Raw genomic sequence first — 14,937 nt, forward strand, 5'->3', positions numbered from 1 at the left:
CTGTCACCTAGCATACGCGCTACTTAACTGAGTTGACCTATCTGCTGCAAGACGGTCTGTAGCGCTACTCTGTCCTGATATATTGTGCTTTCCAACTTAAGGAAGGCTTCAATACGCGTGCGCAGAATCCGGTAGGCTTGCTCAAAGCTGGCCGCAATCTCAGCCTCGGTGCCAGTCGCCTTGGCTGGATCATCCACCCCCCAATGTGCCCGGAGCACATTGCCTAGATAGGCAGGGCAGGTTTCACCGGCTGCGTTGCTGCAGACGGTGATGACAATGTCAGGTGTTTCCCCAATCTCGTCCCAGGACTTGCTGAAATAGCCTGTTGTGGCAATGCCTTTGGCCTGCAGCAGGGCAATTGAGCGAGGATGCACCTCACCCGTAGGATGGCTGCCGGCACTTTGTGCCCGCATGTCTGCCGGCGCAAGGTGATTAAAGGTGGCTTCGGCAATGATGGAGCGGCAGGAGTTGCCGGTACATAAAAACAGGATGCGCATATTACACACTTTCATACCAATGTTTGGAACGGTTTACGATGGCGACGATAGATAGCATGACTGGCACTTCTATCAACACGCCGACCACTGTTGCAAGTGCGGCGCCCGAGTCAAACCCGAACAAAGCAATCGCTGTCGCCACAGCAAGTTCAAAAAAGTTAGACGCGCCAATCAGTGCAGAGGGGCCCGCCACACAATGGGCGACCTTGAATTGTTTATTCAGCCAGTAGGCCAGCAGGGCGTTGAAATAGACCTGGATCAAAATCGGCACTGCCAGCAAGGCAATCACCAACGGTTGCGACAGGATTTGCCCGCCTTGAAAAGCAAATAGCAACACCAGCGTCAACAATAATGCCGCCATGGAAAAGGGTTGGATGGTTTGCAGGGTGGCTGCGAATCGATGAGGCCCTTTTGCCAGCAGCCAACGCCGTAGCAGTTGGCTCAATATCAGTGGCACAACGATAAACAGGCTCACTGACACCAGCAAGGTTTGCCAGGGGATGATGATGCTGGAGAGGCCCAGCAGGAGTGCGACCAGGGGGGCAAACGCGACCAGCATGATGGCATCATTGATAGCCACCTGCGACAAGGTGAATTTGGGCTCACCCTGGCATAAATTGCTCCAGACAAATACCATCGCTGTACAGGGTGCGGCGGCCAGTAAAATCAGCCCGGCAATATAACTGTCAATCTGCTCGGCGGGTAACCAGTCGGCAAACAGGTGACGAATGAACAGCCAGGCGAGCAAAGCCATGGAAAACGGCTTCACCAGCCAGTTAATCACCAGGGTGACCGTGATGCCTTTGGCATGCCCCAGTACCTCGCGCATGGCGCCAAAATCCACCTTGAGCAGCATGGGGATAATCATGAGCCAGATCAGGGCGGCCACGGGCAAGTTCACCTCTGCCCATTTCAACGCTCCCAATGCCTGAAAAAAATCTGGGGCAAGTTTGCCCAGTGCGATGCCGGTGATAATGCACGCCAGTACCCACCAGGTCAGATGGCGCTCAAAATTTCCAATACCTGAAGCTTGATTTGTCATCGGCTTAAACATCCTTCTTTTTGATTTGAATACTGACTGGCTGTGCCATCGGGGTGCAGCAGGGGGCTGAAGCAGTTGTTTTCCCTGCATCGTTAAACGTAGGTGCACTTTCCAGCGTCAAATAGCTTTCCCAGGCCAGGCCAGAGGGGTCCTGCACCCAATGTTTATCCGATTTGGCATAACAACAAGTGGTGTCGGTTTGTGATAACACCGCCATGTCTGCCGCTTGCAATCGTGCCTGAATCACTTCCAGTTCATCGGCGGTTTCTACTTGTATGCCAACGTGATCCAGCCCAGGTGCCTGGCCGCGGGCACTGATGGCAAAATTCACGCGCGGATCTTCAAGCATCCATTTGGCATAGTCAGCCTTTTCAACGCTAGGACCAATCCCAAATAGCGTCGAATAAAAGCGGATGCTCTGTGGCAGATCGGTCACGCGGACATGCAGGTGCATACGTTTCATCGGGTTTCCTTGGAGGTTGGTAAACATTGCAGCTCAGGGCAACAGGTGCTATCGCCGCCACAGCAGTTTTCGGTGAGATAAGCCAGCAAGCCATTCATCTGTGCATAGTTGGCCGTGTAATAAATAAAACGGCTTTCCTGGCGGGCGCAAATCAGGTTGGCATGGGTCAGCGCCTTCAAATGAAAAGACAGCGTGCTATTCGCAATCTGTAATGCGTCTGACAGCACGCCGGCCGCCAGGCCTTCCGGCCCTGCCTGGACCAGGCATCTAAAAATGTCCAGTCGTGCTGATTGGGCAATGGCAGACAGTGCAATGAGCGCTTGTTCTTTATTCATTTTTCTATATTTCCACAAATATGGAAATATATCAAGTGCTGAGCCTGCTGAAAAAATACAGCAGGGATTGCAGCGAAGAAAAAGCCCTGCAAGGCAGGGCGGGTGTGTTTATTCAGGCGAGGGCAAGACCCATTGGGTTAAGCTTAGCAGACAAGCTGTGAGCAACAAGATGCTGACAGAATTGGCAGTTTTCTAGTGTCAGTTCGAATGACATTGGCTGTAAAAAGAACGGTAGCCAAGGTTTGCGGTAAGGTGGGCAGTTCGGTATCGGCATGTATATATTCTAAGTAGACGCTTTTTTCAGTGTGGCCTCCTGAGTGCTCCCCCTTGCTGGCATCTCTGCCAACATGTTTATGAATATGGCCGTAAGAGTACGCTGATGGAAGCGATGTACCAGAAGGCCGTCGAGCGATACGTGCAGGGGCCTGCCGCCTTTCTGGTAGCGGCGCTGAGCCAGCCGACCGCGGGACAGGTGATATAAGCGCATCCTTACGCAAGCCGCCAATATGCTGGCTAAAACCCACCATCCTGCCGGGTATCTGGTTATACAAAGGCGCACAGGCTTGCAGCACCGAAGCCGAAGCCATGAAAGCCTTTTTGAATGGCTATCGCATGTCCATGGAGCACAAATTAGGCGAGCGCTTTGCGATTGCGGTACAAGCGGGAGAAATTGCGGCTAGTGTAGAGATAGGCTTACTGGCCAAGCTGGTAATGACTGTCCATCAAGGCATGACCATAAAAGCCGTGCATGGCGAGTCAGGAGGCGCTTGCGTCGATAGCCAGCACCATGGGCCGGTGATTGACGCAAGACTTCATGCCGACCCAAACAACGACTGAGCTTCGTTAAATGGCATTACGCACCAAGGTCATGGCCGCCAGTTTGGCACGGTTGGCGGCGCCGGTATTGGGTGTGAGGCGCTCCACCAGGGCGGCGCCTTCAAACAGAATGGTCAATTGCTGGCCGAGGGCTTCCGGGTCTTTGGCGCCTGCGTCGCGGGCAATCTTGCATAAAAAGCCTTGCAACTCCTTGGATAGCACCACTGAGTATTGATTGATCGGATGATCTTGCTCAGGAAACTCGACGGCGGCAATGTGAAAGGGCAGGCCGCGAAACGCGGGCTGGCTGATCCATTGCTCCATCAATTCACACAATAACAGCAATAACTCCAGCGATTCTGCCTTGCGTGAGGTGAGTTGAGCGGTAAGCCAGGCGTAAAATTTGTCCGATTTGTCACGCAAATAGGCGGTAATCAGCAGATTTTTGCTCGGAAAGTGTTTGTATAGCGTCGCCTTGGCAACTCCGGCTTCGAGGATAATGGTATCCACGCCAGAAGCCTGGATGCCGCGGCTGTCAAACAGCGTGCTTGCAATGTTCAGAATTTTATCTCGCATGTTCATCTGGTATATCCCTTTTTCCCGATTCAGGGCTAGAATTTTTATTCTCTTGGTAAACGATCCCGTCCTTGCGGACGCATCAACTCTTGCGGATACAAGCAGCTGACATAGCCCAGGGCTTGTCTTAAATGCTCCACTTGGTCCACATCCACCTTGCCTTCAGTCACAAACATCAAAAAGGCCTGACGCTGGGCTTCTGGTAACATCGCTGCCTGCGGTAACTGGCAACTGCCACTTTGCATTTTCTGGTAGGCCAGGTTGAGTAAACTCAATGTCACCGGGTCCGCCGTGCCGCCGCCAGCATGGCTGACTGCGGTCTCTAATGGGGAGGCCTCCTCTGTGACAGGCTTGTGTGGGGCTGTACTCAAGCTCATCCAGATCACGCAGAGGGTGACCAGTGCGCCAAATGACCAGCTGCGCTGCCATGTTGTGCTGCCCAATTGGCTATGCACAGACTGCTCAAACAATTGCCATGCACGCGCTGACCCAGTTTGTGTATGCACCTGTATCGCGCCAACGGCCAGGAAAAACCACTGGTCGAGCAGGGCGGCTGGCAGGGCTGCACTGGATTGCTGTTGCGCCTGCTCCAGTAATTGCCGTAATGCCGCAATATCCTGCGCATTTAACGCAACCGCCTTGCCGCTGCGTTGAATGCGTTGCTGGTTCCAATCCATCAGTGCATCACGCAACTGGTAAAACGGGGCATGTTTTGCCCATTGCCGCAGCCCCAAGTGCCACAGCGCCTGGCTGGCATAGGTCATGCCCCTGCGCGTCATGGACTGCCTGGTCTGATTCACAATCGCTAAAAAATTCACCCGGTGACCCCTAAAATTCGCTTGCTTTTTTTTTGTTGGCTGAAGTAGACTGGAAAAAAGTGAACAGACCTGTCTGCATATTATCGTGTGACTGGCTAAAATGCAAGCAGGGGTTCATTCATCTTTTCAGCGGCCCGATTGGCATCATAGCCCTGGCTGCATTGCTTAACAAGGGATAGACAATGACATCTGCATCTGTAGCAAGCCAACTGGCGGACTGGCGCGATCATGCGCTGACGCTGGAGCATGAAGTGAAAAAAGTGGTGGTGGGTCAGGACCAGGCCATCCGCGCCATTAATATTGCCATTTTTGCCCGCGGTCATGTCTTGCTCGAAGGCGGCGTGGGGGTGGGTAAAACCACCTTGCTGCAATCGATTGCGCGCGGTCTGGGCGGCGCTTATGAGCGGATTGAGGGCACGGTAGACCTGATGCCCAATGACCTCATTTACCATACTTTTCTCGGTGAAGATGGTCGCCCCAAGGTCGAAGAGGGGCCATTGCTGCGCGCCGGTGAGCAACTGTCGGTCTTTTTCTTCAACGAAATCAACCGTGCCCGCCCGCAAGTCCATGCCTTGATGTTGCGGGTCATGGCCGAGCGTCATGTCACCGCCTTCAAAAAAGAATACCGCTTGCCGCATATGCTGGTGTTTGCGGACCGTAACCAGGTCGAGAAAAATGAAACCTTCGAGATTCCTTCCGCGGCGCGCGACCGGTTCATGATGGAAATCCCGATTGATATTCCAGACGATCGCGATTTGCGCAAGGCTCTGATGTTTGATGTCAAATTCCAGCATGCAGAGCGCCTCACGCAGCAAGTCCAGTCCGGCGTGCTGGCCTATGACCAGCTGAATGCGTTTTCAGATGTGCTGCAAAGCCATATTCAGGCCAGTGACGTGTTACAGGAGTATGCGCTGGATTTATGGCAGGCGACGCAATCCCCGGCAGCGTTTGGCGTGCGTCTGGAGAGTGTGGATGTTAACCGCCTGATTCATACCGGCGCCAGCCCGCGCGGCATGGGGATGCTGCTCAAGGCCGCGCGCGTGCATGCCTGGCTCATGCAGCGCGAGCATTTGTATCCAGAGGATATCCATGCTGTCTTTCATGAAATCATCGCGCACCGCCTGGTATTGAATCCGATGTTCGAGAGCCGCCGTACGCAACTGTCCCGAGAGCTGACCCAGCAGATTCTTGCCACGGTCAGCGTCCCTGAACGGGCCAAAGCCGCATGATGCCAGACCATGATGCCCGATAAAGTACAGTCCTTTTTTTACCAGGTGCCGTGGCGTTCAGCCAGTGTGCATAGCGGAGCGCATCAGGGGGTTCAGCGCGGCATTGGTGATGAGTTCAGCAAGCATGTCTCGCTGGTTGATTATCCAGATGCCAGACGGCTGGATTTGCGGCAAACCTTGCGTGACCCTTATGAACAGATCCAGATCCGGGTTTTCAAGCAAGAGGCTTCCACGCCGCTGTATGCCTTGTGTGATTTGTCCAGTTCCATGCAGTTCAAGGGGCACGTCAGCAAGTATGAAACCTTGCAGGCGATAGCGGCTGCGGTTGCCTGCTCCGCCCATGAAAACAGCGATTTGTTCGGCATGGTCTGCTACCAGCATCGTGTGCTGCCAGAGCTCAGCCTGGCGCCCGGGCACCACGCCCAGCAATCCTTTGACACCATTGCGCAACTGACAGAAGTTGAGGCGGGGCCTCAGGATGGACAAGGGATTGTAGAGGCGACGGCCTGGCTGGGGCAGCAAAAAGGACTGGTGTTCTGGATCTCGGATTTTCATCTGCCCTTGTCGCTGATTGAGCAAAGTCTGAACAGTCTGTCTAACCATCAGGTGATTCCGCTGGTGTTATGGGATCCACAGGAATATGAGCGCTTGCCACGGTTGGGCTTTGGCAATTTGCAAGATCCCGAGACCGGGCAGCAAAAAACTATTTTTTTCCGGCCCGCTTTGCGTGCCCGCTTTGTGGCGCAGTTTGAGCAGCGCAAGCAAGCGCTGGATCAATTATTCGCCAGGTTTGAGATTCGCCCGTTGTATGTCACAGGCGCGTTTGAAGCGGCGATGCTTTCCGATTATTTTGAACAACTTATTCAATAGCGTGTAGCGATGAATCCATTTTTGATAGTTTGCTTAACCGGCTTGATCTGGATAGCACCAGTCAAGGCCGAATCCCTGGCCAAAGAGGATGCGGCTGCCCCTCAAGCGGTCGCCTCCTCTGCAGCCCAGGCCATCCAGGTGTTGCATCTGCAAAATCCTGCGCACTATGCAGGCATTCAGATTGGCGATGTCCTGCAACGGCGCATCACGCTGTCTGTCCCTGAGTCGCTGCAACTGCAGCCAGACAAGCTGCCAATCAAGGGCGTGCAGCGTAACGGTATCGAGTTAAGGCAGGTGCAAGAGACGCATGCCAGACAAGCGGGCAAAACGGTGTATACGTTGACGTTTGAGTATCAGGTGTTTGCCAGCAGCGGCCAGCCCGTGCAATTAGCCTTACCGCCCGAACAGATTGTGTTTACGAGTGGCGCCAGCGTGACGCTACCCGCCTGGCGCTTTTGGCTGATGGCGCAACTGCCTGACCGCATGCAACCGGCCAAACCTACCTTGCTGGGCCAGCACCGCGCAGCCTTACTGGACACACACCCCTTAAGCCTAGGCTTGCTGGTCAGTGGGGGGCTGGCTTTGCTGGGCAGTTTAATTTTGCTATACCGCAATGCCAGCTGGGCCTGGTTGCCCATGCTGAATGGCCCGTTCGCTCAGGCCTATCGTCGCCTGCAACGCTTGCCCGCCACCCAGGAGGGGGCAAGCCGGGCGGCACTGGCGATGCAGCAAGCCTTTAACCAGCATTTTGGCCAGCAGATGCTGGCCAGTCAGGTCCCTATGTTTGTCGCCAAACAGCCTGCATTTGCGGCGTATACCGACCAGATTCAGCAGTTTTATGCGCAATCCAATACGCTGCTTTATGGTAACCAGCTGCCTGCGGCAGCCGATTATCTGCAGCAATGCAAGATGTTGACACGTCAGTTGCGCAGTTGTGAGCGGGGCGTCTGATGCACAGCCTGAGTCCCTGGTTTTTACTCCTGTTGCCGGTGATTGCCGTCCCGTTTTTGCTGACCAGCCGCCATGCGCAAGCTTACTCGTGGCTTGAGATGGTGCCGGACGATCCGTTCTCCGAGCGCATTCATCTGCTGGTCAAGGTCGCAACGAGTCTGATGCTATTGTGTCTGGTGCTGGCCCTGGCCGGATTGCAGGGCGATAGTCATCAGGAAAAGAAAATCGGCAAGGGCGCGCAAAGCGTGTTTGTGATTGACCGCAGCGTCAGTATGGACCATCCGTTTGCCGGGCAAAGCGTGGGCGGGCGCGCCGCTGAAATCAAGTCTGCGGCGGCCAGACGGCTGATTACCGCCTTTATTGACTCACGGCCTGATGACATGATGGGGGTGGTGGGGTTTACCAATTCAGCGTTGTATGGCATGAAAATCACCACCAACCGCGACGGTATTCACGCTGCGATCCAGGCAGCGACGGGGCCCGCCATCAACCAGACCAATATCGGGGCAGGTATTACGCATGCCGTGACCTTGTTCGAGCAGATTCCCAGTACCGGCTCACGCGCCATTGTGCTGCTGTCCGACGGCGCCGGTAAGTTAAGCCCGCGCGTCAAATACCAGATTCGCAAACAGCTGGTGGGTAAAAAGCTCAATTTGTACTGGATTGTGTTGCGTGAGCCGGACGACATCAGCATTTTTACGCAAAACAGCTATGACGATGACCATCTGCCCGAGGCGATTGCGCTGGACCGTTTTTTTCAGTCGCTCAATATCAAATACAAGGCGTTTGAAGCGGATAACGCCACCGCACTTGAATCCGCCTTGCGTGAGATTGACGCCAAGGAAAAGAACCTGATTCAGTACGACATCATGATTCCGGGCCATGATTACGCCAGGGATTTGATCATCGTAGCGTTATTGCTGGGGCTGGCCCTGTTGTTGATTAAACAGATAAAGGTATACGAATGAGCATCTATCGCAAACATGCCAATACACTCTGGCTGGGCCTGACGCTGGCAGGCCTGGCAGGAACACTGTATTTTGGCTGGCAATTACACGCTACACGCGTACTCAACGCCCAGATCGCCGCTGGCGAGGTGATTAAAACGGGCGGCCAGGCTTATCTGCAGAAATTTACTGCGGCGTATGACCAGGGTCAACATGGCGACTATAAACATGCGGTGCAAACCTATGGTCAGGCCCTTGAGGCATCGCCACCTGCCAATGCACTGCCGCATATCCACTTTAATATCGGCAACAACCTGTTTTTGTCCGGCCTCGTACGCACGGTCAACGAAGATGGCTCGTTTCAGGATGAAGCCCGCTATGCGTTTAGCCAGGCCAAAATTGCTTATGAGCAGGCCTTGCGTTTGCAACCGGATGACCAGACGGCAAAATTCAACTTGTCGCTGCTGCATTCGGTCATGGCACGTGGCATGCAAGCCGGTAGCAAGGAGCAATCGCATATGGAACTCAGTAACTTACCGATAGGATTACCCTGATGCGTGGATGGGCATGGTTAAGCAAACATTATGAGCCGGTCTGCTACGGTTTGGCCCTCGGCCTGCTCGGCTTGGCGCTGCTCAAGCCTGAGGTCCAGCTCAAGCAGCAGGTGCAGCATTATTTGATGATTGCCGATGTGTCACAAAGCATGAATGCAGAGGATGAACGGCTGAATCAGCAGACTGTGAGTCGCCTGGCCTATAGCCAGCATTTAATGAAGCAGTTGGTGCAGAGATCGCCTTGCGGCACATACTTTAGCCTGGGCATTTTTGCCTCGGATAATATCGCCATGCTGCAAACACCGCTGGAGGTATGCAAAAACCTGGATGTGATTACCGACGGCATCGACCACCTGGAATGGCGCATGGCCTGGAAAGGCAACAGTCGCCTGAGCTTTGCGGTGCATGCGGCGACCCATGTCTATGATGCGCTCAATCAACCGGCGCAGATGCTGTTTTTTACGGATGGCGATGAAGCGCCGCGCGTCAATGTGACGATCAAACAGGATTTGAGTGGGGTACAGATTGGGGAGTTTTTCACCTTTGTCGGTGTAGGCGGCGCAGAAAAAGTGGCGATTCCACGCTACAACTCTGCCAATAAACGCGTCGGGGACTGGCCGGTGAGCGACAACAATAACGCGGGGGCTGTTGGCGTGACTTATGCCGACCCCAGCCAGGATGAGCCAGACCCTCCTGTGGCTTACGCCGAGTATGACCGCATGCTGTCGCAACTGGAGGAAGACTATTTAAAATCACTGGCGGCCGAGTTTAAAGGCAGTTATGTCAAAGGCGTAGACCAGCCAGCTTTTTACCAGGCATTGGCGGCCAAGCCAGCCACCGCCAGCTTTGTCACCGATTACCCTTTACGCAGCTTTTACCTGCTGTCTGCCCTGGTGCTGATACTGGCGACGTATGTGCCCGATTTGCGCATGCGGCGAACGGCAGGGGCGCGCAGTTAATCCTGTGCAGGCATCAAGGTCAGGCAGGTAATTTCAGAAGGGGAACCAAAGCGGTTGGGGGGTCCCCAATAGCCGGTGCCGCGACTGACATAAATCCATAAGTCTTGCAGGCGGTGCAGCCCGGCAACATAGGGTTGTTGCAAGGGCACAAAGTATTTCCAGGGCCAGAACTGGCCACCATGTGTATGCCCGGATAGCTGCAAATCAAAGCCGGCCGCCTGGGCGGCTTCGGCAGATCGTGGCTGATGCGCGAGCAGGATTTTAGGCGCCGCGGCAGGCGCACCGGCAATGGCGGCCTGAGGGTCGCTGTGGTGATCCTCGTAAAAGCTGCCAGCCGTATAGTCTGTCACACCCGCCACTACCAAGGTGGCTTCTCCGTGCAGCAGTTGTACATGCTCATTGAGCAAAACGCGTATACCAAGACGTTCCAGTTCATGAATCCAGGCCAGGGCGCCGGAGTAATACTCATGATTGCCGGTGACAAAAAAGCTGCCATGGCGCGCTGATAACTGCGCCAGTGGGCGCGTGTGTTCCGCCAGTTCATGCACACGCCCATCCACCAGGTCGCCGGTAATCGCGATCAAATCCGCTTCCAGCGCATTCACCGCTTCAACGATGCGTGACAGATAGGGCTGCTTGATGGTCGGGCCGACATGAATATCACTGATTTGTGCAATCTTGAAGCCATGCAGGGCGGCCGGCAAGTTGCGTAACGGCACGCTGACATGGATGACGCGAGCCAGTTTACGTGCGTGAAAAAACCCAATCAGGCTGATGACGCAGGCAATCAGCAAAGTAGCGAACGCGGTTTGCCGTTCCAGCCATAAAAAGTCAACCTTAACGACTCCTGTCGCATGTAAGCCGGCGACGGCCAACAGCAATCCATCCCGCAGCACAGTGAATACAAGCAAAGACGAAAATAGCCCCATCACCGTCATGGCGATCCAGCTCACTCGGTCTCGGAGGGTTTCGCTACGTAAGCCCCGTGCCAGGAAAGCGACAGGTTGTAGCAAGGCGGAGAGTGCCAGTGCCAGCCATCCCAGCCATAACACTGTGCTTGACCAGTCCAGGCCAGACAACAAGCGGCTGCCAATGTAGTAATGCAGTAACCCGATCAGGGTTGTGGTGATGATTAAAAAACGCAGGGGAGGCATGGTTGAGCTGGAATCTTTTATGAGGAGGTCTTAGCTTAGATGGCGTTTAAACGTTAAGTTTCAAGCCATGCGGTGTGGATGACCGCTTGAGCGGCCTGATTGCGTGGCGTCAGCAATCAGGCTGGTTAAACCATTGGTGCTGATATTGCTCAAAGGCCTGGATCGCCCTCGTAGGCCTTAAGCGGGCATCTTGCAGGCATTTGCGGCGCCAGTCATCCAGCTGCTCCATGCTCAGGTGAATATGTTCAGCATGCAAAGACGGAAAGTGGCCATTGAGCAGCTGCGGCATATCGTGCAGGGCGAGCGAGACCTGGCTGCGGTAATACGCCAGTTTGTGTTCAAACTCGTTATCCAGCCTGCGATAACGTTGTAACAGGTAATTCGGGATGCGAGAAAAACGCAAGGCCTGGTCGGCACTGGCCAGGCGGCTGACGGCGCGCTGCACGATGCTGGCATCACAATGCAGACCCTGGCTCAGGGTGTCGACGATGGTATTGCGATGTATACGCAACAGTTTGCCTGGGGTCGGAATCTCGGGCTGGTGCAAATAGGCATCCATGGCCCACTCGGCCGCGGCGTGCGTGAGCAGGCTGTGGTGTTGCCACTTGGCCTCAAACGTCGGCACAAAGTGCTGGTGGGCCACTACGTCTGTGAGCAGATGCAGGTTATAGCCCACGCCCAATGCACGCTGGCGCTCATTTTTGCTTTGCAGGAGCTGCTGGCCGATGCCCCAGCCATGGCTATGGCTGAATGAGCGTGAAACCACAGCCAGGTCGGGCAGACAGGCACCAGCCATCACCAGTGAAGGGTAACGCTGGATCACGCCCAGCCAGGACAAAGGAAGCAAGGGCAGTGTTTGTAGCGGCAGGCTTTGTAACCACTGGTGAGTGTAAGCCACATGCGAATACAATCCCCATGCATGCGCTTCACCAGGCAGGGCGAATAACAGGCAACAGGTGATCAGTAAGGCTCGCAGTAACATGGGCGCACTTTGCGCCTGCTAAGTGACAGTTGCATGAAGTCTGTATGACATTGATATGAAAGTGATTTTGGTCATAAAATCATCATGAAGCGTTGTTAGACTCTGTAAAGTTTTTAATATGGAATCTGTGCAATACAGCATTTGTCATGAAAATATTAATGATTTCAGATGTCTACTTTCCACGCGTCAATGGCGTATCCACCAGCATCCGCACATTTGCGCAAAGCTTGCGCCAGCAAGGCCATGTGGTGCATCTGATTGCGCCCAAATATCCGGTGGCGATTGAGCAGTCTCAAACAGAAGACGAGCAGTGGATTACGCGCATCGATGCCCGCAAAATCGTGTTTGATCCTGAAGATTATTTGATGAAATGGTCTGCCTTGATGGACTATGCCGGGCATTTGCATACGGGTGACTACGACCTGGTCCATATTCATACGCCGTTTATTGCGCATTATGCGGGGCTTAAAATTGCCAAACAATTGCAGGTGCCTGCGGTAGAAACCTATCACACCTTTTTTGAGGACTACATGCACCACTATTTGCCCTGGGTGCCTCGCAGTCTGGCGGTGCGGATTGCACAATCGGTCTCGCGCAAGCAATGCCAGCAGGTGGATACCGTGGTATCGCCTTCGGCGCAAATGCGTGATGTGTTGCAACAATACGGGGTGACGACACCGATTACCGTGATCCCGACCGGGCTGGATGCCTCACGTTTTATTCCCGGTGATGGTGCCGCTTTCCGTGAGAAGTATGGCATTCCCGCTCAGCGTCCGTTGTTGCTGTTTGTTGGCCGCGTTGCACATGAAAAAAATATCCAGTTCCTGCTTGAAATGCTTTCTCTGGTGATTCAGGACCATCCTGAAGTCTTGCTGGTGATCACGGGTGAAGGCCCGGCAGAAGCCATGCTGAAGAAAATGAGCCGCGACAAGGGCTTGCAACAGCATGTCATGTTCCTGGGCTACCTGGACCGTGCCATTGGGCTCAATGCGGCCTATCAGGCGGCTGATATTTTTGTGTTTGCCTCCAAGAGCGAGACTCAAGGACTGGTGCTGCTTGAAGCCATGGCGCAGGCCACGCCCGTGGTCGCGATTGCCGAGCTGGGCACGGCTTCTATCCTGCGTCAGGAGCAGGGCGCCCTGATTGCCAAAGATGACGAACTGCATTTCGCCGAGCAAGTCCAAACCTTGCTCATTGATCGCCAATTGCGCGAACGCATCGGGAAACAAGGCAAGCGCTATGTGGAGCAAGTCTGGTCCAGCGATGCGCAGGCGACCAAGTTGATTGAGTGCTACCAGCGACTGGTGCTCTCGCATTTGAGTCTGGCCGCTTCCGCAACGGCTTAATACGCGGACGCGCGCCTTTGTCTACGATCGGGAAGATTGACGCTTGACGCTCGGGCATTGCCCAGCCAAGATGTGTGCAAGTTTGTGTTTAACAAACTCAATACAAAACACATCAGGAGAATCAAACATGTTTACAACCGATCAATGCTGTACGCTGGTGCCTTATTTTGAGGTACAAGCCGAACATCTGGCAGCATTCAAAGCACTGGGCGCAACATTCGTGGAAAAAACACGACAGGAACCGGGTTGCCTGCACTATGCTTTTTCGTTCAATGGTAATATCGCGCATTGCCGCGAAGGCTACCGGGATGCGGAATCACTGCTCGCACATCTTGAGAATGTGGCCGCTCCCTTAGCCGAGGCACTGAAACTGGCCAAAATTATCCGTCTCGAAGTGCACGCGCCTGCCGCCGAGATTGAAAAATTGAAACAGCCGCTGGCAGCGTTGAATCCTGACTTTTTTGTCCTTGAACCAGGGTTGCGTCGTACCGCCTGAATCACGATCATCATCTGATCCTGGTTGAGCGTCTGATCAAAGCGCCACGAGTTTCGTGGCGCTTTTTTATTGGACGGTCTTCACACAGACCAAGCGCGTTGTTTTGACAAGAGTGTTGTTAGGAAAAGGGATGTCGCATGACGTTGCAAGCGATGCAAAATATTAATCTGGTGTCGTTACTCGACTCATTGTTGAGCTTGTCGACGGCTTTTGTTTGCGGGGCTATTATCGGCTTTGAGCGGCAATACCGCCAACGCACCGCCGGTTTGCGCACCAATGTGCTGGTGGCCATTGGCGCCGCCATTTTTGTGGATATGGCCAATCGGCTCATGTCGCATGATGGCGCGGTGCATGTGGTGGCCTATGTGGTCTCCGGTATCGGGTTTCTGGGCGCGGGCGTGATCATGCGTGAAGAGGGCAATGTGCGAGGCTTGAATACGGCGGCTACGCTATGGGGTTCTGCGGCCGTGGGGGCGTGTGCCGGTGCTGACCTGTTGCTGGAAGCCTTCTTGGGTACCTTGTTTGTGCTGGCGACCAATACCTTGTTACGCCCGGTCGTCAATCAGATCAACCGCAAACCCATCAATACCTTGCATGTGGAGGCGACAACGACGGTGTATGTGATTGCTGCGCGCCGTTATCAGAAAGAGGCGATGAGCTTGCTTGAAAGCACGCTGGAGCAAGCCAAATATCCGACCAAGCATTTGCAGATGCATGCATTTGGCAACGATTGTGTTGAAATTGAGGCCATGTTGCTGGCCAGTGCCATCCGTGAAGCCGAGCTGGAAGCGGTGATTCAGCAATTGTTGACCTCACCCTATGTATCACAAGCGTTCTGGAGCCCAAGCATGCTGGATTAGCTATTGGGCTGAAGGCGGCTCAATGCGCATCACGTGTTGTGA

Annotated in this window: 18 protein-coding genes; 10 read left to right on the top strand and 8 right to left on the bottom strand. The window is 54.2% G+C overall.

Translation table 11 applies throughout. From position 1 onward, the window contains the following. Window positions 1-23 precede the first annotated feature (23 nt). From ACFQ1T_RS08190 to ACFQ1T_RS08205, 4 genes are read right to left on the bottom strand one after another with little or no spacing between them, the layout of a single operon-like run. Window positions 24-497, bottom strand: a complete 474-nt coding sequence (locus ACFQ1T_RS08190) for an arsenate reductase ArsC (protein WP_379076902.1) — start codon at window positions 495-497, stop codon at window positions 24-26. A 1-nt stretch (window position 498) separates the two neighbouring features. Continuing rightward, window positions 499-1,539, bottom strand: a complete 1,041-nt coding sequence (gene arsB, locus ACFQ1T_RS08195) for an ACR3 family arsenite efflux transporter (protein WP_313988317.1) — start codon at window positions 1,537-1,539, stop codon at window positions 499-501. A gap of 4 nt (window positions 1,540-1,543) precedes the next feature. Continuing rightward, window positions 1,544-2,002 (bottom strand): ArsI/CadI family heavy metal resistance metalloenzyme, encoded by a 459-nt coding sequence (locus tag ACFQ1T_RS08200; protein ID WP_379075579.1) that lies wholly within the window; start codon window positions 2,000-2,002, stop codon window positions 1,544-1,546. Beyond that, entirely contained in the window at window positions 1,999-2,337 is a 339-nt protein-coding gene (locus ACFQ1T_RS08205) for an ArsR/SmtB family transcription factor (protein WP_379075582.1), read from the bottom strand. The genes ACFQ1T_RS08200 and ACFQ1T_RS08205 overlap by 4 nt, the downstream gene beginning before the upstream one ends. Window positions 2,338-2,922: 585 nt before the next feature. On the opposite strand from ACFQ1T_RS08205, the gene ACFQ1T_RS08210 reads away from it, so the two are divergent. Then, window positions 2,923-3,174, top strand: a complete 252-nt coding sequence (locus tag ACFQ1T_RS08210; protein WP_379075585.1) for a hypothetical protein — start codon at window positions 2,923-2,925, stop codon at window positions 3,172-3,174. A gap of 6 nt (window positions 3,175-3,180) precedes the next feature. On the opposite strand, the gene ACFQ1T_RS08215 is transcribed toward ACFQ1T_RS08210, so the two are convergent. Both ACFQ1T_RS08215 and ACFQ1T_RS08220 read right to left on the bottom strand, forming a co-directional pair. Beyond that, on the bottom strand, window positions 3,181-3,735 hold the full coding sequence (locus tag ACFQ1T_RS08215) for a TetR/AcrR family transcriptional regulator (protein ID WP_275355772.1): 555 nt from the start codon (window positions 3,733-3,735) through the stop codon (window positions 3,181-3,183). Window positions 3,736-3,773: 38 nt separating this feature from the next. Continuing rightward, window positions 3,774-4,547 carry a hypothetical protein gene (locus tag ACFQ1T_RS08220; RefSeq protein WP_379075588.1) on the bottom strand — a complete coding sequence of 258 codons (774 nt, stop codon included), beginning with the start codon at window positions 4,545-4,547 and terminating at the stop codon, window positions 3,774-3,776. Window positions 4,548-4,729: 182 nt separating this feature from the next. Between ACFQ1T_RS08220 and ACFQ1T_RS08225 the strand changes: the two genes are divergently transcribed. The 6 genes from ACFQ1T_RS08225 to ACFQ1T_RS08250 are packed head-to-tail and all read left to right on the top strand — an operon-like array spanning window position 4,730 to window position 10,057. Next, window positions 4,730-5,776, top strand: coding sequence for an AAA family ATPase (locus ACFQ1T_RS08225; protein WP_379075591.1), 1,047 nt, complete (start codon window positions 4,730-4,732; stop codon window positions 5,774-5,776). A 9-nt stretch (window positions 5,777-5,785) separates the two neighbouring features. Beyond that, window positions 5,786-6,646 (top strand): DUF58 domain-containing protein, encoded by an 861-nt coding sequence (locus ACFQ1T_RS08230; RefSeq protein WP_313988301.1) that lies wholly within the window; start codon window positions 5,786-5,788, stop codon window positions 6,644-6,646. Window positions 6,647-6,667: 21 nt separating this feature from the next. Then, window positions 6,668-7,597 carry a hypothetical protein gene (locus ACFQ1T_RS08235; protein ID WP_379075594.1) on the top strand — a complete coding sequence of 310 codons (930 nt, stop codon included), beginning with the start codon at window positions 6,668-6,670 and terminating at the stop codon, window positions 7,595-7,597. Then, the gene (locus ACFQ1T_RS08240; RefSeq protein WP_379075597.1) at window positions 7,597-8,565 is read left to right on the top strand and encodes a vWA domain-containing protein; all 969 of its coding nucleotides are present in this window, start codon (window positions 7,597-7,599) and stop codon (window positions 8,563-8,565) included. Before ACFQ1T_RS08235 ends, ACFQ1T_RS08240 begins: the two co-directional genes overlap by 1 nt. Further along, complete coding sequence (locus ACFQ1T_RS08245; RefSeq protein ID WP_194748151.1) at window positions 8,562-9,098, top strand: hypothetical protein; 537 nt, start codon at window positions 8,562-8,564, stop codon at window positions 9,096-9,098. The genes ACFQ1T_RS08240 and ACFQ1T_RS08245 overlap by 4 nt, the downstream gene beginning before the upstream one ends. Then, entirely contained in the window at window positions 9,098-10,057 is a 960-nt protein-coding gene (locus tag ACFQ1T_RS08250; RefSeq protein WP_379075600.1) for a vWA domain-containing protein, read from the top strand. Before ACFQ1T_RS08245 ends, ACFQ1T_RS08250 begins: the two co-directional genes overlap by 1 nt. Here ACFQ1T_RS08250 and ACFQ1T_RS08255 read toward each other — a convergent pair. Together ACFQ1T_RS08255 and ACFQ1T_RS08260 are read right to left on the bottom strand one after the other, a co-directional pair. Then, window positions 10,054-11,211 (bottom strand): metallophosphoesterase, encoded by a 1,158-nt coding sequence (locus ACFQ1T_RS08255; RefSeq protein ID WP_379075603.1) that lies wholly within the window; start codon window positions 11,209-11,211, stop codon window positions 10,054-10,056. The two genes, ACFQ1T_RS08250 and ACFQ1T_RS08255, sit on opposite strands and share 4 nt — an antisense overlap. A gap of 109 nt (window positions 11,212-11,320) precedes the next feature. Beyond that, a complete protein-coding gene (locus ACFQ1T_RS08260; RefSeq protein ID WP_313988285.1) occupies window positions 11,321-12,193 on the bottom strand; it encodes a zinc dependent phospholipase C family protein in 873 nt (290 codons plus the stop codon). Window positions 12,194-12,339: 146 nt separating this feature from the next. Between ACFQ1T_RS08260 and ACFQ1T_RS08265 the strand changes: the two genes are divergently transcribed. The 3 genes from ACFQ1T_RS08265 (at window position 12,340) to ACFQ1T_RS08275 (ending at window position 14,895) form a co-directional block, all read left to right on the top strand. Next, window positions 12,340-13,539 carry a glycosyltransferase gene (locus ACFQ1T_RS08265; protein ID WP_194748147.1) on the top strand — a complete coding sequence of 400 codons (1,200 nt, stop codon included), beginning with the start codon at window positions 12,340-12,342 and terminating at the stop codon, window positions 13,537-13,539. Window positions 13,540-13,666: 127 nt separating this feature from the next. Beyond that, window positions 13,667-14,035, top strand: coding sequence for a putative quinol monooxygenase (locus tag ACFQ1T_RS08270; protein WP_194748146.1), 369 nt, complete (start codon window positions 13,667-13,669; stop codon window positions 14,033-14,035). 137 nt (window positions 14,036-14,172) lie between these two features. Further along, window positions 14,173-14,895 carry an MgtC/SapB family protein gene (locus ACFQ1T_RS08275; RefSeq protein ID WP_228518754.1) on the top strand — a complete coding sequence of 241 codons (723 nt, stop codon included), beginning with the start codon at window positions 14,173-14,175 and terminating at the stop codon, window positions 14,893-14,895. Window positions 14,896-14,937: the final 42 nt, after the last annotated feature.

Source organism: Methylophilus glucosoxydans (assembly GCF_042676145.1).
Lineage (GTDB): Bacteria > Pseudomonadota > Gammaproteobacteria > Burkholderiales > Methylophilaceae > Methylophilus > Methylophilus glucosoxydans.